Source organism: Methylosinus sp. KRF6, assembly GCF_018887255.1.
Taxonomy (GTDB): domain Bacteria; phylum Pseudomonadota; class Alphaproteobacteria; order Rhizobiales; family Beijerinckiaceae; genus Methylosinus; species Methylosinus sporium.
The window spans coordinates 819415-839213 of record NZ_JAHLJF010000001.1; the positions used below are offsets into that span (position 1 = coordinate 819415).

General features: G+C 64.9%; 18 protein-coding genes. 15 read left to right on the forward strand and 3 right to left on the reverse strand.

What is annotated here, in order from left to right; genetic code table 11:
- Positions 1 to 122: 122 nt before the first annotated feature.
- Genes KP010_RS03950 through KP010_RS03960 form a run of 3 tightly spaced genes read left to right on the forward strand, consistent with a single transcriptional unit; the run spans position 123 to position 1692 of the window.
- The gene (locus KP010_RS03950; protein WP_142864491.1) at positions 123 to 815 is read left to right on the forward strand and encodes an RraA family protein; all 693 of its coding nucleotides are present in this window, start codon (positions 123 to 125) and stop codon (positions 813 to 815) included.
- A gap of 11 nt (positions 816 to 826) precedes the next feature.
- A complete protein-coding gene (locus tag KP010_RS03955) occupies positions 827 to 1348 on the forward strand; it encodes a DinB family protein (RefSeq protein WP_142864490.1) in 522 nt (173 codons plus the stop codon).
- Entirely contained in the window at positions 1339 to 1692 is a 354-nt protein-coding gene (locus KP010_RS03960; RefSeq protein WP_210244350.1) for a cupin domain-containing protein, read from the forward strand. The genes KP010_RS03955 and KP010_RS03960 overlap by 10 nt, the downstream gene beginning before the upstream one ends.
- A 23-nt stretch (positions 1693 to 1715) precedes the next feature.
- On the opposite strand, the gene KP010_RS03965 is transcribed toward KP010_RS03960, so the two are convergent.
- The 3 genes from KP010_RS03965 to KP010_RS03975 form a co-directional block, all read right to left on the reverse strand.
- Positions 1716 to 5816 carry a Pls/PosA family non-ribosomal peptide synthetase gene (locus KP010_RS03965; RefSeq protein ID WP_216280441.1) on the reverse strand — a complete coding sequence of 1367 codons (4101 nt, stop codon included), beginning with the start codon at positions 5814 to 5816 and terminating at the stop codon, positions 1716 to 1718.
- Positions 5817 to 5975: 159 nt separating this feature from the next.
- The gene (locus KP010_RS03970; RefSeq protein ID WP_371824223.1) at positions 5976 to 6314 is read right to left on the reverse strand and encodes a hypothetical protein; all 339 of its coding nucleotides are present in this window, start codon (positions 6312 to 6314) and stop codon (positions 5976 to 5978) included.
- A 162-nt stretch (positions 6315 to 6476) separates the two neighbouring features.
- The gene (locus tag KP010_RS03975) at positions 6477 to 6974 is read right to left on the reverse strand and encodes a copper chaperone PCu(A)C (RefSeq protein ID WP_216280442.1); all 498 of its coding nucleotides are present in this window, start codon (positions 6972 to 6974) and stop codon (positions 6477 to 6479) included.
- 322 nt (positions 6975 to 7296) lie between these two features.
- Here KP010_RS03975 and KP010_RS23030 point away from each other — a divergent pair, with 322 nt between their 5' ends.
- The 12 genes from KP010_RS23030 (at position 7297) to mmoC (ending at position 19745) form a co-directional block, all read left to right on the forward strand.
- Positions 7297 to 8673, forward strand: a complete 1377-nt coding sequence (locus tag KP010_RS23030) for an SCO family protein (protein WP_216280443.1) — start codon at positions 7297 to 7299, stop codon at positions 8671 to 8673.
- Between the two features lie 53 nt (positions 8674 to 8726).
- Positions 8727 to 9095, forward strand: coding sequence for a hypothetical protein (locus KP010_RS03985; protein ID WP_142864486.1), 369 nt, complete (start codon positions 8727 to 8729; stop codon positions 9093 to 9095).
- A 106-nt stretch (positions 9096 to 9201) separates the two neighbouring features.
- Positions 9202 to 9744, forward strand: a complete 543-nt coding sequence (locus KP010_RS03990; RefSeq protein ID WP_166141541.1) for a DUF1097 domain-containing protein — start codon at positions 9202 to 9204, stop codon at positions 9742 to 9744.
- A gap of 137 nt (positions 9745 to 9881) precedes the next feature.
- Positions 9882 to 11954 (forward strand): sigma-54-dependent Fis family transcriptional regulator, encoded by a 2073-nt coding sequence (locus KP010_RS03995; protein ID WP_246659999.1) that lies wholly within the window; start codon positions 9882 to 9884, stop codon positions 11952 to 11954.
- Positions 11955 to 11958: 4 nt separating this feature from the next.
- Complete coding sequence (locus KP010_RS04000) at positions 11959 to 12294, forward strand: hypothetical protein (protein ID WP_142864469.1); 336 nt, start codon at positions 11959 to 11961, stop codon at positions 12292 to 12294.
- A gap of 71 nt (positions 12295 to 12365) precedes the next feature.
- Entirely contained in the window at positions 12366 to 14048 is a 1683-nt protein-coding gene (locus tag KP010_RS04005; RefSeq protein ID WP_216280444.1) for a molecular chaperone GroEL, read from the forward strand.
- Between the two features lie 360 nt (positions 14049 to 14408).
- Complete coding sequence (gene mmoX / locus KP010_RS04010) at positions 14409 to 15989, forward strand: aromatic/alkene monooxygenase hydroxylase subunit alpha (RefSeq protein ID WP_161912854.1); 1581 nt, start codon at positions 14409 to 14411, stop codon at positions 15987 to 15989.
- Positions 15990 to 16121: 132 nt separating this feature from the next.
- Positions 16122 to 17309, forward strand: coding sequence for an aromatic/alkene monooxygenase hydroxylase subunit beta (gene mmoY / locus KP010_RS04015; RefSeq protein WP_166141544.1), 1188 nt, complete (start codon positions 16122 to 16124; stop codon positions 17307 to 17309).
- A 15-nt stretch (positions 17310 to 17324) separates the two neighbouring features.
- Positions 17325 to 17741 (forward strand): methane monooxygenase regulator MmoB, encoded by a 417-nt coding sequence (gene mmoB, locus KP010_RS04020; protein ID WP_108916246.1) that lies wholly within the window; start codon positions 17325 to 17327, stop codon positions 17739 to 17741.
- Between the two features lie 25 nt (positions 17742 to 17766).
- Positions 17767 to 18276 carry an aromatic/alkene monooxygenase hydroxylase subunit gamma gene (mmoZ, locus tag KP010_RS04025; RefSeq protein WP_108916245.1) on the forward strand — a complete coding sequence of 170 codons (510 nt, stop codon included), beginning with the start codon at positions 17767 to 17769 and terminating at the stop codon, positions 18274 to 18276.
- An 83-nt stretch (positions 18277 to 18359) separates the two neighbouring features.
- Positions 18360 to 18695, forward strand: coding sequence for a soluble methane monooxygenase-binding protein MmoD (gene mmoD / locus KP010_RS04030; RefSeq protein WP_166141545.1), 336 nt, complete (start codon positions 18360 to 18362; stop codon positions 18693 to 18695).
- 18 nt (positions 18696 to 18713) lie between these two features.
- A complete protein-coding gene (gene mmoC, locus KP010_RS04035; protein WP_216280445.1) occupies positions 18714 to 19745 on the forward strand; it encodes an aromatic/alkene monooxygenase hydroxylase FAD-binding subunit MmoC in 1032 nt (343 codons plus the stop codon).
- Positions 19746 to 19799: the final 54 nt, after the last annotated feature.

Consider the following 19799-nt stretch of genomic DNA (forward strand, 5'->3'; position numbering starts at 1 on the left):
GACGCGCAGCTCCATCCGGTCGGAAGCGAGTTTGTAGGCGCCTCTCCAGGCCGGGTCAAATGACGCCGCTCTCGTGATCGCCTATCATCTCTCCGTCTGCATTCGAAAAGAGAGCGACCCGAATGTTCGAGCGACTTTCGACCCTGACCACTGCGCATCTCGCCGACGCCTGCATCCGCCTCGGCGTCGAGGTTCGTTGCGCGCCGAGCGGATTGCGGCCGCTCGTTTCGGGAATGCGCGTCGCCGGTCGCGCGCGGCCTGTGCGCCATGTCGGCAGCGTCGATGTATTTCTCGAAGCGATCTCGGAAAATTGCGCGGGCGATGTGCTCGTCGTGGACAATGGCGGCCGGCTCGATGAATCCTGCGTCGGCGATATTGTCGCATTGGAGCTGCAGCAGGCCGGTTTCGCGGGCGTGCTGATCTGGGGCCTGCATCGAGACACGGCCGATCTCGAGCAAATCGGCTTGCCGCTCTTCTCCCTCGGCGCGATCCCCGCAGGGCCGCGGCGCCTCGACCCGCGCCCGGCCGATGCAATGACCACGGCGCGCATCGGTTCCGTCGTGGCGACGACGATGGATCTCGTCGTCGCGGACGAAGACGGAGCCATCTTTTTCCCGCTCGATCGCAAGACGGATATTATCCTCCTCGCTGAAAAAGTGAGAGATCGTGAGCGTGGGCAGGCCGCTCGAATGCGGGAGGGCGAGAGTTTTCGCGCGCAGGTCGGCTTCCGGGGTTATCTCGCCCGTCGCGCGGCCGAGCCGGATTTCAGCTTCAGGGCGCATTTGCGCGCCGTCGGCGGCGCTGTCGAGGAATAGGAGCCCGAAAAATGATCACCTCCACCTTCGCGCCGAAAATGGCGCGCTACAACGCCTGGCAGAACGAGAGCCTCTTTGCGGCGGCCGATACGCTCTCGGATGCGGCGCGGCGCGCCGATCGCGGGGCCTTTTTCAAATCGATCCACGGCACGCTGAATCATCTGCTCTGGGCGGACGCCATGTGGATGAGCCGCCTCGCCGGCGACCCGAACCCGAATGTATCGATCGCCGACTCCGCCTCCTTTCGCGCCGATTGGGCGGTCATGAAGTCGGAGCGCGCGGCGATGGACGCGCGGCTGATCGCCTTTGCGGACGCCTTCGACGAAGCGGCGCTCGAGGGCGATTTCTCCTGGTATTCGGGCGCCAAGCAGATGGATATCGTCAAGCCGCGCAAGCTCGTCATCGTTCATCTCTTCAACCATCAGACCCATCATCGCGGACAGGTCCATGCGATGCTGACCGCGGCCGGCACGCGCCCGCAGGACACCGATCTGATCTTCATGTCGAGAGGCGCGGAGGGCGAATGCAAATGAGCGTCGTCGGCAAGGAGGACGTCGAGCATTATCTGTGGGGCGGCGATTGCGAAGGCTGGCGCTTCGTCGATCGGCGCGATCTCGGCGTCATTCTCGAGCTTATCCCGGCGGGCCGGGCCGAGACGCGCCACGTACATGAGAAGGCGCGGCAATTCTTCTTTGTTCTGCGCGGCGCCCTCGGTTTCGAGATCGCCGGCGTCTGCTGCGTCGTAACGTCAGGACAAGGCGTCGAGATCGCGCCGGGAACGGCGCATCGGGTCCGCAACGACGGCGACGAGGATGCGGAATTTCTGGTGATCTCGCATCCCTCGACGCGCGGCGACAGGATCGAAGCCGAGGATTGAAGCGCGAGAGCCGCGCCCCACCTTCACGCCGCTTTGCTGGCCGCGCGCTCGGGCGCGACCGCGACTTGCGCCGTCGCGGCCGGCTCGGCTGGCGCGCCGATCCATTCGGAATGCGCCGGAATCTTCTCGCCCTTCATCACCACGGTAAGCGGGCCGAGCCGCGCGAAATCGCCGACATGGGTGTCGTAGAGCACGGTGGAGCCGGCGCCGACGGTGACGCCGCGGCCGATCTCGACACGGCCGACCTTCATGACGCGATCCTCGTAGAGATGCGTCTGTAGCGCCGCCACCTGATTGAGGGCGGCATAGTCGCCGACGCTCACGCAGTCGAATTCGGTGATGTCGGTCATGTCCATGAACACGCCCTTGCCGAATTTCGAGCCGAACAGGCGCAGCATCCAGGGCAGGAAGGGCGTGCCGCGCAAATGCTCGAGCAATATTTTGCCGGCGAGGCCCCAATAGAGCACGGCGCAGGCCTCGGTGCGCATGGCCCAGAAGGACCACATGGGCTTCACCTGCGGCTCATAGCGCCCCATGGTCAGCCATTTCACCGCCACCACGACCAGCGTCATGCCGAGCGAGATCAGCGTCGATGACAGCACGAACAGCCAGAACACCGACCAATAATCGCCGTCGATGAGCTTCTGGCCGAAGCTCTCCACCGCCCATGTGCCGAAAGTGATGAACAGCATGGTCGGCAACGAGACGTTGATCGCCTCATAGACGGCGCGCGCCGCTTTTTTCCAGAAGGGCGGCTGATAGGTCCAGGCGGCGCCGCCGCCGTCAAAGGTCTGGCGCACCGGCAGCTTCATCGGCGGCGAGCCGAACCAGGTGTCGCCCTCGGAGAGTTCGCTATTGGCCGGCGGCTTGGATTTGATGCCGATCAGCGCGCCATTGGGAATCTCGGAGCCCGGCGGCACCACGGCGTCATTGCCGACGAAGACGCGCGCGCCGGTCTTCACCTTCTTCAGATACATCCAGCCGCGGCGCATATCCTCGTCGCCGAGCACCACCTCATCGGCGATGAAGCATTTCTCGCCGATCTCGACGAGATCGTAGCGGCCGGAGAGATTGGTCGAAATCTCCGAATCCTTGCCGATCTTGGCGCCCATCAGCCGGTACCAGGTCCGCATGTAGAGCGTGGCGAACAGCGAGGAGAGCGTCTCCAGCGTCACTTCTGTCGCCAGCGCCACCGCCCATTTGCGCAGATAGAAGCCCGACCACACCGAATAGGTCCCCTCCGAGACCCGCGGCAGCACGATCCAGCGGAAGGCCACAATGAAGGCCACGGTGACGAGCACCAGCACGAAAGCCGTCGGCCAGGCGAACGCGGGGATGGCGGCGAGATAGAGGGCGTGATCGACATCCGTTATGCCGAGCCAATTGTCGAAACGGTCGAACACCCAAAAGGCCGGGAAGATCGGCAGCAGGCCGAGCGGCGGCAGCGCCAGCACCAGCACGGTGAACATAAAGCCCATGGCGAGCCGTTGCGGCGTGGAGGCCGTCGATTGCGGATCGAGCGAGCGGGCGTCGACATCGCCCTTGTAGCGCGCCGGCGAGCCGTCCCAAATCTCATAGGCGCCGATATGCGAGCCGGCGGGAACCGAGGTCAGATCCTCGAGCGCCGCGCCTTCGCCGATGACGACATTCTCCTCGATCACACAGGAGGTGCCGACATAGGCGTCCGCGCCAATGTCGATCGTCCCGATGATCAGCTCATTGCCGACGACGCGGGCGTTGGCGAGCTTCAGCTTGGAGCCGAGGCTCGCGCCATCGCCGATGCTGACGAGATCGATCGCGCCGACGTCCAATTCGCCGATGATGGCGTCTGCGCCGATCTTCGCGCCGAGCGCGGAAAGATAGAGGCGCATCAAGGGCGAGCACTGGAACCATTTGGCGTGGGTGAGGCCGATGAGGCGCTGCGCCAGCCACCAGCGGTAGTAATAGACGCCCCAGAGCGGGTAACGCCCCGGCTTGGTGCGGCCGATGACCAGCCATTTGCCGAGGATCGACACCGCCACAGTGGCGATGTTGACGCACATATAGACGCCGAGCAGCGCCGCCACTTCCTCGAGGATGTTCGCGTCCGGCGAAGTGAGCAGCTGATAGGAGACGAAGACGCCGAGCCACTGCGAGGTGACGAAAGCGAGGATGAAGGGCAGCGCGGCGGCCTGGGCGAGGCCGCAGAGGAAGCGCCGGAGCAGCGGCGGCGGCGTGAAGGAGAGATCACGCGGCGGCCCGGCGAGCGACGCCTTGCCGTCGAGATGGGCGGCGAGGGCGCGCAGATTGCGCTCGGAATAGAGGTCCTGCAGCGTGATCGAGGCGAGATGCGCCGTCTCGCGCACCACCGACACAAAGCGCGCGGCGAGCAGCGAATGGCCGCCGAGATCAGTGAAGAAATCGGCGTCGAAGGGGATGGCGCCTGGCGGCAACACGCGCTTGGCGGCGTCGAGCAGCGCGGCCTCCGTCTGGGTACGCGGCTCCTCCTGCGCCTCTGTGTCGATCAGCGGGGCGGTCAGCGGCGCCCGCTTCAGCGCCTTGCGGTCCACCTTGCCGGAGGAGAGCCGCGGCAGCGAGGTCACGACCTCGAACCGGCCCGGAAGCATATAGGAGGGCAGAAACTCGCGCAGCTTGGCGCGCAGGTCGCGCGGGTCCGGCGACACGGCCGTGGCGCCGACGAGAAAGGCGACGAGCTCGTCCAGCCCATTCTCATTGCGCAGAACGACGGCCGCCTGACGTATATGGTCGAGGCGCGAGAGCGCGGACTCGATCTCGCCCAGCTCGACGCGGAAGCCCCTGATCTTCACCTGATCGTCGATGCGCCCGCGGAAATGGAGGTCGCCGTTCTCGTCCAGAATCACGGCGTCGCCGGAGCGATAGAGGATAGGATCGGAGCCGTCCGAGGGGAAAGGATTGGCGATGAACTTCTCGGCCGTCAGCTCGTCGCGGCGCAAATAGCCCCTGGCGACGCCCGGCCCGCCGATCAGCAGCTCGCCCTCTGCGCCCGACGGCAGCAGCGCCAGATTTTCATCGACGACATAGCAGCTGTAATTGGGAATCGGCTTGCCGATCGTCACCGTCTCATTGGGCCAGACCTCGGAGACGGTGGCGACCACGGTCGCCTCCGTGGGGCCATAGCTGTTGAAGATGGTGCGGCCGATGCGCGTCCAGCGTTCCGCCACCGAAGGCGGGCAGGCCTCGCCGCCGAGCACGATCTTCTTCAGCGTCGCGACGTCGCGCGGCATGGCGGCGAGCAGCGTCGGCACAGTGTCGAGCACGGTGACGCCGGCTTCCTCCAGAATATCGGGCAGCGCCTCGGTCTCGCCGATGATCTGCGGCGTGGCGACGAAGAGCGACGCGCCGGCGAGATAGGGAATCCAGATCTCCTCCATGGAGAGGTCGAAGGCGACGGAGGCGCCCTGGAACACCACATCGGAGGTGGAAATCCGATAGATCTCATTGGCCGAGCGCAGATAATGACAAATGTTGCGCGCGGTTACGACAATGCCCTTGGGCGTCCCCGTCGACCCGGAGGTGTAGATGAGATAGGCCGCATGGTCGCCCGTCGCGCCGAGCCCGCGCGGATCGGGGCAGAGGCCGCCGGCGACCGCGATCTCTTCGTCGACCAGCGTCTCGACCGAGACCGACGGGGCGGCCTTGGCGGCGAAAGCGGCCGAAGTCAGCAGCGCCTTGGCGCCCGCATCGGCGAGGCAGACCGCGATGCGGTCGACCGGCGCGTCGGCGTCGAAGGGCAGCCAGGCGGCGCCGGTCTTGGCGATGGCGATCTGGGCGATCAGCAGCTCCGGCCCGCGCGCGCCCCAAAGGCCGACGACGTCGCCGGGCCCGATGTCCCGCTCCGAAAGGCCGCAGGCGATGGCCGAGGCCTGCGCGTCCACCTCGCGATAGGTGAAGCGCCGCTCCAAGGTCGCCATGGCGAGCCCATTGGGCGTCGCCGCGACGCGGGCCGCGAAAATCTCGCAAAGCAATTCGTCGCGCAGCAGATGCGGCATGACCGCGCCGCGCATCACGGCCCTCGCCGTCGCGTTGCGCGCCTCGTCCTCGGCGATCTCCGCATTCTCGTCGAGACGCGAGCTCTGCGCGAAACTGGGGTTCAACTCATTCATTGCGTGACATATCCGCGGGAAATCCGCGCCCATCTAGCATGAGAGCGAAGGCCGATCCTATCCCGCACTCCGGCTGAATGCGGGATGAACCCCACTATGGGAGGGATTTTGTCGCCGCAAAGACGGGCGCAAAAGGCTCCGCCCGTTTTTGCGTCATATTCATGACGAAGTGGTTACAATAAGAGATCGCCTTGTTTGCTCGAGGTCTCGCGTTCGGCCTTGCGGAAGACGCTCGGGTCGATCCAGGGCAGATGCGGCTTTTGGCCCCGAACGGATCCTCGATCGTGAGAATTTGAATTCGTTGAAACTTGCCATGCATCGGACTCTCGTGAGGCCGGCTGCCGTCACGTCCCGGCGCATGGTCGTCGTAGAGTCCTCGAGGGTGAGGATCACGCCGATTTTGGCGCCTTCGCGCTCGATCGTGGCGATGAGGTCGCGGATCATCGCCACGCCGACATTGCCGCCGCCTTTGACCGAGACCACGGCCTTTTCCGCGATCTTTCCGTCCGGCTTGAAATAGAGGTATCCGTCGACTCCGCCATCCGCCCCTTTACGGCATCCCTAATTGGCCGGTCGCCCGCCGGCGGCAAAGCTCCGCCCTTGGATCATTTTCGCGCCGCGCCGTGGCGTCGCAATCCTACGCCGACGCCGCGGCCGGGTTCAATGCGCGCCCGGCCGCTCGATGTGGAACAGCACCGGCCGCGGCCCTGCGCGCTCGAAGCGCAGCGTCCCGCGCATGGTCTCGCCCTCGGCGAGGGGCCCGCGCAGATCGACGAGCATGAGATGATAGCCCTTTTCGCGGAAATCGACGACCGACTCGGGCGGGAGGTCCACCCCATCGGCGAGCGGCCGCATCCGTCCGACGCCGTCGGCCACCTTGGTCACATGCAATTCGACCCGACCGGCCGCCTCCGCCTCCACGCCGAGCAGCCGATCCTCGATCTTGCCGTCGTTGCGCAGGGCGAGATAGCAGGCGCCGATCCTCACCCCTTTGGGGGGAGTCGCGCACCAGGCGCGCTCCACCTCTATCGCGGCGGGCGCGGAGAGCGCCACTGTCGCAAAAAGGAGCAGCGGGGGCGTGAGCGCCCGCAATAGGCAAAATTTTCCATATCCTATCGAGGATAGAAGGTCGCGCCGCCGCGGCGAGCCTGTGATCATGTCTCGAGCCGATTGTTGAACATGCCCCTCGGCGCGAGGTCCGCAACTTCGGCGCCAGCGCACAGAGAGACACATGAAGCGACAAACATAGCGCGAAAAGGCGCCGAACGGCGAATTTCGGATCGAAATCTGCACAGACGTATCGCTTTCGCGCGCATTGCGACGATCACGATCGAACGCATGGTCGTTCACTTTCTGCACGCGACGTCCGGTCGCATCCACATCATTCGCCTTCGCGTTGACCTATATGCGCAATTGCTGTTTTCGATAAGACCTTGCGACATTGAGAGCCGCGACACGACGCCGCGAAATGGAGACCTGCGTGACGGAGCCCTGCGCGCAGCCCGCGCCGACGAAACCGCGATCCGCCCATCCCGCGGCCGACGCCGCGCCGGCCGCGCCGCGCACATTCGCTTCGCTCTTGATGCGCGCGGCGACGAGCGCCGCCAACGGCCTCGCATCCTTCTGCGGCCGCCTCGCCGGCGACGCGCCCGCGCAGCGCGGCGAAATCGTCGAGCGCGTGACGGTGGAGAATGGCGTCGTCTGCGTCGCGCATTATGTGCGCGGCCGGCTCATCGACCAAAGGCGCGTCAAGGCCGCCGATCTCGTCATCGAGCGCCGTCTCGATCGCGCGCGTCGCTATCTGCAGGTCGAGATCAGAACCGCCGGACGCCGGCTCGAGATCGGACGTCATTCGACGCCGGCGGAAAAGGAGAGCGCCGTCGAGCGCCTCGCCGACGGCCTGCGCGGCATAGAGGTGGAGCCGCGCATACGCACCACATTCGTCGAAGCGCTGCGCCGCGCGCCGAGAACCGGCGCGCGGCTCGCAGCGCGCTTTCGCCGCCTCATTCGCCGCCGCGGCCTTCGTCGTTCGAGCGGAGCATCGGTCTCCATCCCGCCCGAGAGCTCCGCTCGCTCCAGCCGCCCGGCGGGCGCCCGCGCCGCGCCGGGCGGCGAACGCCGCATTCCCGCCGCGCTCGGCGCGCGCCGATGGTGGATCGCCATCGCCGCCGCCATCGTTCTGGCGAGCGCCGCCGCGCCGCGCCTCGCGCCGCACACGCAAGCGGCCGCGCGCGGCTTTTCGCCCGCCTTCCGGCTGACCGCGACCAATGGCGCCGTCGTCGACGAAACGACCATGCTCGGCCGGCCCTACGCCATCTTCTTCGGCTTCGCGCATTGTCCGGAAGTCTGCCCCAGCACGATGCTCGAGGTCGCGCGCGCGGCCAATGAGGCGGATCCCTCCGGCGCCGGCTTCGACATTCTCTTCGTCACTCTCGATCCCGAGCGCGACACCGCCGAAAGCCTCGCCGATTTCGTCTCCTCCTTCGGACGACGCATCATCGCCCTGCGCGGCGCGCCGGAGGAGATCGACCGCGCCGCGCGCGCCTTTCGCGTCTATCATCGCAAGGTTCCTCTCGACGGCGGCGACTATACGATCGACCACACCACGCTCGTCTATCTCGTCGATCACGAAGGCGTCATGTCCGGCGTCGCCTCCTTCATGGATCGTGGCGGCGACGCTGCGAAAACGCTGAAGGATTTCATCCGCCGCGCACACGCGCCGCAAAGGCGGAACGGGGCGCGGAGCAGAGCGGAGCGCAGACGCAGGCGTGGGCGCACGTTCGCGACAACATGCCGCATGTGCGCGAGGGAGCGTCGCTTGACGCTCGCGGGCGCCGCTCGTACCGTCGAAGCCTGAACGCTTCAGAGCATATGACCTTGCGAATCCTCGGCCGGACACATTCGAGCGTCATGCGAACGGCCCTGAGCTTGGTCGCGGCGCTGCTGTTCCTGCTGCAGACGGTCGGCGTCGGCTTCGCCGCCGGAGCCACCGCCGACAGCGCGCAATTCTCCGGCGTCGTCTGCGCGACTTTCAAGGCCGACTCCGCCCGCGCTTCGCAAAACGACTCTTCCCCGATCGAGAGCCATCATGTCGGCCCCTGCTGCATTCTCCATTGCAGCTCGGCGATAGACGGCGAGGAAGAACGCGTCCTCATCGCGATCCTTCCGCTCGAAATGTTCTCCGGCGCGCCGACGCCGCTCTATGTCGTCGACGCCGTCGTCGCCGCGCCCGAGCTGCGGCCGCTGTTCCCACGCGCGCCCCCAGCGCGCCTCGCCTGAACTCCCCCCACTCTCCTTTTCGAAGATCGACGGACCACTGCGCCGTCGAGGGATTCATGCGATCTGCGCCGATCCTCGATCGCGCGCGCAGCTGGAGGCTATTGTCATGAGCATCACATCCTTTAGGGCCGTGAGCGTCGGCGCTCTCGGCGGTCTCGCCGCATTTCTGGCGCTCGGTCCCGCCGCATCCTATGGCGCGCAGCTCTTCGCCGCGCTCATCGGCTGGGCCGGCTATATGCAATTCGGCGGCAAGCTCGAGGGGCTCAAGAAGTCGATCCCCCATCATCTGTTCGGCGTCCTGCTCGCCGCTGTGGCGCTCGTCGCCGCCACGCGCCTGCCCTATGGCGAGACGATCGGCGTCGCCGCCTGGACGGCCATCGCCGTGGCGGTGACGCTCGTCCTGCTCGTGCTCGCCTCCAAGCTGCCGGCGCTCGCCGAATGGCCCGTCTCCCTCGCCGCCTATGCGACGCTGCTCGCGACGACGCACGCCGACGACCTGCTCGCGCTCGCGCCGAATAATCCGGCGCTGCTGGCGGCCTTGTCGCTGATCGTGGGCGCCGTCTTCGGCTATGCGGCCGAACAGCTCGCCGAAGCGCTGCAGAAGCTGCCCCTGCCCGGCCAGAAAGCCCCCTCGGCCGCGCGCAGCTGAGCGCCGACCGCTACGACGTCGAAAGCGCGCCCGCCGTCGAAGCGACGGCGGGCGCCGGCCATCGCATGAGCGCCCCGGCGCGGACGCCCGGCGCAACACGTCACAATTCGGGAGGATCGCTTTTGAGCGATATGGCAATGAGATCCCCCTTGCTCGATCGCGCGGCCGCCTCCGTCGCCGCTCTGCGCGGCGCCGAGGAGACCGGCTTCTACGGCGTCGATCGGCCGGGCGTCGCCTGGGACTGGATGAAGCAGACCGGCCAGGCGCCCGCCGGCGCCGATTGGGTGCGCCCGCAGGTCGCGGAAGCCTGGGCGCGCTGCGTCGACGACCATGCTCTGCCCCCCGGCGCGGAATTCGCGCCGCGCCAGCGCCGCCTCGAGAGCGGCGCCTCGGAGCTCGACGGCTGGCGCCGCAATTCGCTCGGCGGCGTCGCCGGGCATCTTTCGGCGCTGGTCTATGATCTGCGCACGCTGCTCGACGAGACCAATGTCGCGCTGCTGCTCGCCGATCCGGCGGGCGCCGTCGTGCATCTGCTCGACTCCGGCTCGCGCATAACGGCCGGCGGCGCGCAGATCGGCCGCATCGGCGCCGATTGGAGCGAGGCCAGCCTCGGCAATAATGGCGTCGGCACGGCGAGCCTGTTGCGCGAGCCCGTCGCCTTCGACGGCAAGGAGCATTTCAACGGCGCGCTGCATCGCTTCGCGACCGCCGGCTGTCCCATCGTCGCGCCCGACGGCGGGCTCTGCGCGATCCTCGGCATGATCTCCGATCGGCGCGACGCCGCCAAGCTCGCCCTCGGATTTCTGAAGATCGCGCGGCATATGCTGGAGGCGAGCCTGTTCGACCGCCTCGCCGCCGACGGCTATCTGCTGCGCCTGCGCGCGATCGGCGAAGCGGATGCGCGTTTCGCCGACGAAGGCCGCGTGTTCGTCGGCGCCGACGGATATGTTCGCGGCGTCGACCGCGTCGCCGTCGAGGCGCTCGGCGGCGGCTATTCCGCGCTCGTCGGCGCGCGCGCGGCGACCGCGCTCGGCGTCGATCTGCCGGCGCTGATCGCCGCGCATGAAGGCGGCCGCATCCTATCGCTCCCCGATCGCAACGGCCGTCCGCTCTATGCGGAAGCGCATCGCTGTCCGAGGCGCGACGGCGCCGCCTCATCGGCTCGCCGCGCGCCCGACCGCGCCGACGCCGCGCCCTGCGGGCCCGACGCCGAGCGCGATTGGAGCGACAGCGTGCTGGAGACGGCGCTACGCAAGGCGGCCGGCTTGCAGGAGCGCAATATTCCGATCCTCATCACCGGCGAGTCCGGAGTCGGCAAGGATTATCTGGTGCGCCGCCTGCACGCCGGCGGGCCGCGCAAGGAGCGTCCGCTCGTCGCCATCAATTGCGCCGCCATTCCGCGCGAGCTGATCGAGAGCGAATTGTTCGGCTATGAGGGCGGCAGCTTCACCGGCGCGCGCGCAAAGGGCAAATCCGGCAAATTCGTCGAGGCCGACAAAGGCATATTGTTCCTCGACGAAATCGGCGACATGGCCGCCGATCTGCAAGCGACGCTGCTGCGCGTGCTCGACTCCAGCGAGGTCGTGCCGATCGGCTCCAGCAAGCCGATCCGCGTCGATGTGCGCGTCGTCGCCGCCACCAATCGCAGCCTGCAGGAGATGGTGCAAAAAGGCGCGTTTCGCCGCGATCTCTACTATCGCCTCAACGGCGTGCAGCTATGGCTGCCGCCGCTGCGCGAGCGGCCCGATCGCCTCGGGCTGCTGTCGCAATTGTTCCGCCTCGAGCGAGACGCGCTGGGATCGGCGGAAGATCTGCGCTTTTCCGATGAAGTCTGGCGCATATTCTTCAAGCATCCCTGGCCCGGCAATATTCGCGAGGCGCGCAATGTGCTGCGCTCCAGCATCGCCGTCGCCAAGGGCCCGGTCATCGAGATCGACGATCTTCCGATCGATTTTCTACAGGAGCTCGACTTCGATCAGCGCGTGACCGACGCCGAGTCACAAGACGCCAATGTCGACGAAACAGTCGAGCTCGAAGCCGGATTCGACCTCTCCGATTGGGAGGCGCGCGCCGTTCGACATGCGCTCGCCTCGAGCAAAGGCAATATCGCCAAAGCGGCGCGCAGCCTCGGCATCACCAGAGCGACGCTCTACCATAAAATGGCGCGCTACGGCTTGCGAAGCGATCGGCGCATCGTCTCCAAGAGGTGACGCGATGGGACCGGAAGACCGCGATTTTATCGAAGAAGCCGCCCGCGCGCTCGACGCCTCTCTGCGCGAGCTCGAGGAAGAGGAAGAGCGTCTGAAAGAAGTCATCGGCGAGGAGCGCGTGCGAGAACTCGCGGCCTATCTGCGCCGGGAATTCGAGCCTGTCGACATAGAGGAAATACGTCGCACGCTCGATTTCGACGATCGCCGATTGATCTCCGTCTGGATACGCGTCGAGCGCAACCGCGCGCGCCGTGTGGCGGCGGGCCGCAGCGCGATGACGCTCAACGCCGGACGTGAGGACATCGACATTACGGCTTTCGACAAGCCCAAGAAAAAATAAGCGAAACGAAAAAACGAAGGAAACGCGCGCGACGCCGCGGCGGCGCCGCGCATCAGTGGAGGATTAGTGTCGTGGCCAGGAATATTCGCTTCGGCGACCCCGTTCGCAAAAAGCTGCTCGATGGAGTCGACGTTCTCGCAAACGCCGTCGGCGTGACGCTCGGGCCTTGCGGGCGCAATGTCGTCATCGAGCATCGCGCCTCCGGCTTGCCGCCGGTCGCGACGAAGGATGGCGCCACAGTGGCGCAGGCGGTCGAAGCCGCCGGACGCATGGAGAGCGTCGGCATAACGCTGGTGCGCCAAATGGCGACGACGGTCGCCAAAGAAGCGGGCGACGGCTCGACGACCTCTGTCGTGCTGACGCGCCGCGTCGCCGCGGAAACGCGAAAAGCGCTCGCCGCCGGCATGAATCCGCGCGACGTCTCGCTCGGCATGGAGCGCGCCGCGCGCGCGGTCGAGGCCGACCTTTTGCGCCGTTCGCGTCGTTGCGACGATCGGCGCTCGCTCGCTCATGTCGCGACTCTCGCGGCCGGCGGCGATGACGGCATAGGCGAGATCGTCGCGGAAGCGCTGGAGATCGCCGGCGAAGGCGGCGTCGTCGATGTCGAGCTCGGCAATGGCGTGACCGACGAGATCGAATCCGTCGAAGGAATGCATTGGGAACAGGGCTATCGCTCGCCCTATTTCATGACCGACAGCGCGCGCAAAATCGCCGAGCTCGAGAATCCCCATATTCTCATCTACGATCGCGTCATCAATGAATTTTCCGAGCTGGTGCCGGCGCTCGAGCTCGTGCGGCGCCGCGGCGGCAGCCTGCTCGTCGTCGCGGAAAACATAGCGGAGGAAGCGCTTCCCGGACTCTTGCTCAATCACATTCGCAAGAATCTCTGCTCCATCGCCGTGAAGGGGCCGGGCTATGGCGACAGTCGCTACGAATATCTTCTCGATCTCGCCGCGCTCACCGGCGGCCGCGCGATCATGGAAGCGTTCGGCGAAGATATTTCCAATGTCACGATCGAGCATCTCGGCCGCGCGCGACGCGTCGTCGTGCGCGAGGACGATACGCTGGTCATCGGCGGCGAAGGCGACGCCGCCGTCATCGCCGATCGCCTCGCTTCGGCGAAACGTCAGGCCGATTGGATCGTCGAAGGCGACGGCTCCAAAGGCTCGCCGAGCGGCAAGCGCCACGAGCTCCAAAATCTGCAGACGCGCATAAAAGCCCTGTCCGGCAGAATGGCGACGATCCGCGCCGGCGGCTTGTCGGACATCGTCATCAAGGAGCGTATGCAGAGAATCGAGAATGCGCTCAACTCCGCCCGCTCAGCGCAGAATGACGGCGTCATCGCCGGCGGCGGCGTCGGACTCTATCGCGCGCGCGCCGCTCTCGCAGAGCTGCGCGGCGACAATCTCGATCAGGACCATGGCGTCGCCATCGTGCGCGCCGCGCTCGACGAGCCGATACGCCGCATCGCCGCCAACGCCGGCGTCGACGCCGATGAATTCTTGTTCGAGCTGCGGCGATCGAATGACGATTTCTGGGGAATGGATATGCGCAGCGGCGCTTGCGGCGATCTCTTCGCCGCCGGCGTCATCGATCCCGTGCGCGTCACGCGTCTCGCATTGCGTAATGCGGTCGCCACGGCCTCCTCGCTGATGACGGTGGAATGCGCGGTGACGCATATTCCGCCGAGCGATCCGACATTCGGATTCGATGCGCGCCGCGCCGCCGAAACGCGCGAAGATCCACGCGCCTGATCAGGCCCTCGATCGCCGCGATCATGCATGGATCGCGGCGATCGAAACAGCCGATGAAATTCGTGCGTATGCTTATTTGACAACTGTATCGAGCGCCGCCTTCGAATATTCCCGCGCTCACGTCGTATCTCTTTCACGATCGTTGCGAATCCCTTGCAAACTCTATGATTCCGCAAAATCACCATCAGTGGCACGGGGCTTGCCATAACAATAAGCGTCGTCGCTTCCGCAATAGATGAATTGCAGACGACATCGAAGTTTCCATTTCGAAAGTTTGGAAAGCGGCGCTCACGTTCGGATCTGCGACTGCAGACGAAGTCGTCGATCCGAGAAACAAAAAGTCTGTGAGGAGGAAGAAGCATGGCAATCAGTCTCGCGACAAAAGCGGCGACCGATGCTCTGAAGGTCAACCGCGCTCCGGTCGGCGTCGAGCCGCAGGAGGTCCACAAGTGGCTGCAGAGCTTCAACTGGGACTTCAAGGAAAATCGCACCAAATACGCCACCAAATATCACATGGCGAACCAGACCAAGGAGCAGTTCAAGGTCATCGCCAAGGAATACGCCCGCATGGAGGCGGCCAAGGACGAGCGCCAGTTCGGCACTCTGCTCGATGGTCTGACCCGTCTCGGCGCCGGCAACAAGGTGCATCCCCGCTGGGGCGAGACCATGAAAGTGATCTCGAACTTCCTCGAGGTCGGCGAGTATAACGCCATCGCCGCTTCGGCCATGCTGTGGGACAGCGCCACCGCGGCCGAGCAGAAGAACGGCTATCTCGCTCAGGTGCTCGACGAAATTCGTCACACGCATCAATGCGCTTTCATCAACCACTATTACTCCAAGCATTATCACGATCCGGCCGGCCACAATGACGCCCGTCGCACCCGCGCGATCGGCCCGCTGTGGAAGGGCATGAAGCGCGTCTTCGCCGACGGCTTCATCTCCGGCGACGCCGTGGAATGCTCGGTCAATCTGCAGCTGGTCGGCGAAGCCTGCTTCACCAATCCGCTGATCGTCGCCGTCACCGAATGGGCTTCGGCCAATGGCGACGAGATCACGCCAACGGTGTTCCTGTCGGTGGAGACCGACGAGCTGCGGCATATGGCGAACGGCTATCAGACGGTGGTGTCCATCGCCAATGATCCGGCGGCGGCGAAGTTCCTCAACACCGATCTGAACAACGCCTTCTGGACGCAGCAGAAGTATTTCACGCCTGCCCTCGGCTATCTCTTCGAGTATGGCTCCAAGTTCAAGGTCGAGCCCTGGGTGAAGACCTGGAACCGCTGGGTCTACGAGGATTGGGGTGGAATCTGGATCGGTCGCCTCGGAAAGTATGGCGTGGAGAGCCCCCGCTCGCTGCGCGACGCCAAGACGGACGCCTATTGGGCCCATCACGATCTCGCCCTCGCCGCTTACGCGCTGTGGCCGCTCGGCTTCGCGCGTCTCGCGCTGCCGGACGAGGAGGATCAGGAGTGGTTCGAGGCGAACTACCCGGGCTGGGCCGATCACTACGGCAAGATCTACAATGAGTGGAAGAAGCTCGGCTATGAGGATCCCAAGAGCGGGTTCATCCCCTACGCCTGGCTGCTGCAGAACGGTCACGACGTCTATATCGACCGCGTCTCGCAAGTGCCGTTCATCCCGTCTCTCGCCAAGGGCTCCGGCTCGCTGCGCGTGCACGAGTTCAACGGCAAGAAGCATTCGCTCACGGATGATTGGGGTGAGCGTATGTGGCTGTCGGAGCCGGAGCGCTACGAGTGCCACAATCTCTTCGAGCAGTATGAGGGACGCGAACTGTCCGAAGTGATCGCCGAGGGCCATGGCGTTCGCTCCGACGGCAAGACGCTGATCGCCCAGCCTCACGTGCGCGGCGATAATCTCTGGACGCTCGAGGACATCAAGCGCGCGGGCTGCGTCTTCCCCGATCCGCTCGCCAAATTCTGATCTTCATTCGGCGCTTCGCGTCGAATTGCAATGGGTTCCCGGCGCGTTTCGCGCGCGCCGGGTCCTCGGCGGGCGACGTGCGTCCGTCGACAAGCACGAAGCACGAAAAATCCCTAGTGGAGGACGTCTGAAATGTCACAGCCTCAGAGCTCTCAGGTTACGAAGCGAGGTCTCACCGATCCGGAACGCGCCGCGATCATCGCCGCCGCGGTTCCGGATCACGCGCTCGACACGCAGCGCAAATATCATTATTTCATCCAGCCGCGCTGGAAGCGCCTGTCGGAATATGAGCAGCTGTCCTGCTATGCCCAGCCCAATCCCGACTGGATCGCCGGCGGCCTCGATTGGGGCGATTGGACTCAGAAGTTCCACGGCGGCCGTCCGTCCTGGGGCAATGAGAGCACCGAGCTGCGCACGACCGACTGGTATCGCCATCGCGATCCGGCCCGTCGCTGGCACGCGCCTTATGTGAAGGACAAGTCGGAAGAGGCGCGCTACACGCAGCGCTTCCTCGCCGCCTATTCTTCCGAGGGCTCGATCCGCACCATCGACGCCTATTGGCGCGACGAGATCCTCAACAAATATTACGGCGCGCTGCTGTACAACGAATATGGCCTGTTCAACGCCCATTCGTCGGTCGGCCGCGACTGCCTGTCGGACACGATCCGTCAGTCGGCGACCTTCGCTGGTCTCGACAAGGTCGACAATGCGCAGATGATCCAGATGGAGCGTCTGTTCATCGCCAAGCTCGTGCCAGGCTTCGACGCTTCGACCGACGTGCCGAAGAAAATCTGGACCACCGATCCGATCTACGCCGGCGCGCGCGGCGCGGTGGAAGAAATCTGGCAGGGCATTCAGGATTGGAACGAGATCCTCTGGGCGGGTCACGCCGTCTATGACGCGACCTTCGGCCAGTTCGCCCGTCGCGAGTTCTTCCAGCGCCTCGCCACCGTCTATGGCGACACGCTGACGCCCTTCTTCACGGCGCAGTCGCAGACCTATTTCCAGACCACGCGCGGCGCGATCGACGATCTCTTCGTCTATTGCCTCGCCAATGATCCGGAATTCGGCGCGCACAACCGCACCTTCCTCAACGCCTGGACCGAGCATTATCTCGCGCGTTCGGTGACGGCGCTGAAGGATTTCGTCGGCATCTACGCCAAGGTCGAGAAGGTCGCGGGCGCGACCGATCGCGCTGGCGTCTCCGAGGCGCTGCAGCGCGTCTTCGGCGATTGGAAGGTCGATTACGCCGACAAGATCGGCTTCAAGATCGACGTGGACCAGAAGGTCGACGCCGTTCTCGCCGGCTACAAGAACTGAAAAGGAAACGCTCCTATGTCTAGCGCGCATAACGCTTACAACGCCGGAATCATGCAGAAGACCGGCAAGGCTTTCGCGGACGAGTTCTTCGCCGAGGAGAATCAGGTCGTCCACGAATCCAACGCCGTGGTTCTGGTCCTGATGAAGAGCGACGAGATCGACGCGATCATCGAGGACATGGTGCTCAAGGGCGGCAAGGCGAAGAATCCGTCGATCGTCGTCGAGGACAAGGCGGGCTTCTGGTGGATCAAGGCCGATGGCGCGATCGAGATCGACGCCGCCGAAGCCTCCGATCTGCTCGGCAAGCCGTTCTCGGTCTACGACCTTCTCGTGAATGTGTCGTCGACCGTCGGCCGCGCCTACACGCTCGGCACGAAATTCACCATCACCTCGGAACTCATGGGCCTCGATCGCGCCCTGACCGATATTTGATCGGTCGACGATAAGGATTGCCACAATGGCGAAGAGAGAACCGATCCACGAGAACTCCACTCGCACCGAGTGGGAAGGAAAGATCGCCAAGCTGAACAGTGTGGACCAGGCGACCAAGTTCATTCAGGACTTCCGCGTCGCCTATTCCTCGCCCTTCCGCAAGAGCTACGACCTCGACGTCGATTATCAATATATCGAGCGCAAGATCGAAGAGCGTCTCTCGGTGCTCAAGACCGAGAAGCTCTCCGTCGCGGATCTCGTCACCAAGGCGACGACCGGCGAGGACGCCGCCGCGGTGGAAGCCGCCTGGATCGCCAAGATGAAGGCCGCCGAGAGCAAATATGCGGCGGAGCGCATCCATATCGAGTTCCGTCAGCTCTACAAGCCGCCGGTCCTGCCGGTGAATGTGTTCCTGCGCACCGATGCGGCGCTGGGCACCATTCTGATGGAGCTGCGCAACACCGATTATTACGCCACGCCTCTCGAGGGTCTGCGCAAGGAGCGCGGCGTCAAGGTCCTGCATCTGCAGGCCTGATCGCTTCGCTTTCGACAATGATCCATGCGTTCGGGCGGCGTGTGCGCCGCCCGAAGGTCATTTCCTCGAAAGGAGAGGATGCGATGGCGCATTCTGCGGAACCGGCGACCGAAGAGTCGCGCATTCTGATTCATTCGGATGCGCGCTACGAGGCCTTTACGGTCGACCTCGACTATATGTGGCGTTGGGAAATCCTGCGTGACGGCGAATTCGTCCAGGAAGGTTGCTCGCTGTCTTTCGATTCGTCGCGCGAGGCGGTCGCTCATGTGCTGAGCCACTTCAAGCGGCAGGACGAGGCCGCGCAGCGGCCCGGCGACAATAGCGCGGAGATCAAGCGGCTCCTGCAATCGCTCGGCACGCCGATCCCCGTCAATGAGCAGAACGATTCGACGAAGAACGAGCTGGCGCAGCCAGAGTAGAGACAGGGCGAAAGACGTATGTACCAGATCGTCATCGAAACTGAGGACGGAGAAACCTGTTCGTTCGAATGCGGACCGAGCGAGGACGTCATTTCCGCAGGGCTTCGTCAGAGCGTCATCCTGCTCGCCTCCTGCCGCGCCGGCGGCTGCGCGACCTGCAAGGCCGATTGCACGGATGGCGAATACGAGCTCATCGACGTCAAGGTTCAGGCTCTTCCGCCGGACGAGGAGGAGGACGGAAAGGTTCTGCTGTGCCGCACCTTTCCGCGCAGCGACCTTCATCTCATCGTGCCCTACACCTATGATCGCATCTCCTTCGAGGCGATCCAGACCAATTGGCTCGCCGAGATCGTCGAATGCGATCGCGTGTCGTCCAATGTCGTGCGGCTCGTGCTGCAGCCCCTCACCGCGGATGGCGCAGCGCCCATCTCGTTGAACTTCGCTCCCGGGCAATTCGTCGATATCGAAATTCCCGGCACGCATACGCGCCGCTCCTATTCCATGGCCTCGGTCGCGGAGGATGGTCGGCTCGAATTCTTCATCCGCCTGCTGCCGGACGGCGCTTTCTCCAATTATCTGCGCACGCAGGCGAGCGTCGGCCAGCGCGTCGCGCTGCGCGGGCCGGCCGGCTCCTTCTTTCTGCACAAGAGCGAGCGGCCGCGCTTCTTCGTCGCCGGCGGCACCGGCCTCTCGCCCGTTCTGTCGATGATCCGGCAATTGAAAAAGGAAGCCGATCCGCAACCGGCGACCTTGTTCTTCGGCGTCACCAATTATGAGGAGCTCTTCTATGTCGAGGAGCTGAAGGCGCTGCAGAAGGCCATGCCGAGCCTCGATGTGCAGGTGGCGGTCGTCAATGCGACGGAAGCGAATGGCGTCGCCAAGGGAACGGTCATCGATCTCATGCGCGCCGAGCTCGAGAAGCTGCGCGGCGCGCCGGACATCTACCTTTGCGGTCCGCCCGGCATGATCGAGGCCGCCTTCGACGCCGCAGCGACGGCCGGCGTTCCCAAGGAACAGGTCTATCTCGAGAAATTCCTGGCGAGCGGCTGAGCCCGAGCCCTTTTCCTTCTTCGCTCGGTCGCGCTCCCGAGCGGGGGCTCCCGA

Coding starts and splice junctions, on each gene's coding strand:
- KP010_RS03950 (WP_142864491.1), top strand. CDS start 123: ATGTTCGAGCGACTTTCGACCCTGACCACTGCGCATCTCGCCGACGCC.
- KP010_RS03955 (WP_142864490.1), top strand. CDS start 827: ATGATCACCTCCACCTTCGCGCCGAAAATGGCGCGCTACAACGCCTGG.
- KP010_RS03960 (WP_210244350.1), top strand. CDS start 1,339: ATGCAAATGAGCGTCGTCGGCAAGGAGGACGTCGAGCATTATCTGTGG.
- KP010_RS03965 (WP_216280441.1), bottom strand. CDS start 5,816: ATGAATGAGTTGAACCCCAGTTTCGCGCAGAGCTCGCGTCTCGACGAG.
- KP010_RS03975 (WP_216280442.1), bottom strand. CDS start 6,974: ATGATCACAGGCTCGCCGCGGCGGCGCGACCTTCTATCCTCGATAGGA.
- KP010_RS03985 (WP_142864486.1), top strand. CDS start 8,727: ATGCGAACGGCCCTGAGCTTGGTCGCGGCGCTGCTGTTCCTGCTGCAG.
- KP010_RS03990 (WP_166141541.1), top strand. CDS start 9,202: ATGAGCATCACATCCTTTAGGGCCGTGAGCGTCGGCGCTCTCGGCGGT.
- KP010_RS03995 (WP_246659999.1), top strand. CDS start 9,882: ATGAGATCCCCCTTGCTCGATCGCGCGGCCGCCTCCGTCGCCGCTCTG.
- KP010_RS04000 (WP_142864469.1), top strand. CDS start 11,959: ATGGGACCGGAAGACCGCGATTTTATCGAAGAAGCCGCCCGCGCGCTC.
- mmoX (WP_161912854.1), top strand. CDS start 14,409: ATGGCAATCAGTCTCGCGACAAAAGCGGCGACCGATGCTCTGAAGGTC.
- mmoY (WP_166141544.1), top strand. CDS start 16,122: ATGTCACAGCCTCAGAGCTCTCAGGTTACGAAGCGAGGTCTCACCGAT.
- mmoB (WP_108916246.1), top strand. CDS start 17,325: ATGTCTAGCGCGCATAACGCTTACAACGCCGGAATCATGCAGAAGACC.
- mmoZ (WP_108916245.1), top strand. CDS start 17,767: ATGGCGAAGAGAGAACCGATCCACGAGAACTCCACTCGCACCGAGTGG.
- mmoD (WP_166141545.1), top strand. CDS start 18,360: ATGGCGCATTCTGCGGAACCGGCGACCGAAGAGTCGCGCATTCTGATT.
- mmoC (WP_216280445.1), top strand. CDS start 18,714: ATGTACCAGATCGTCATCGAAACTGAGGACGGAGAAACCTGTTCGTTC.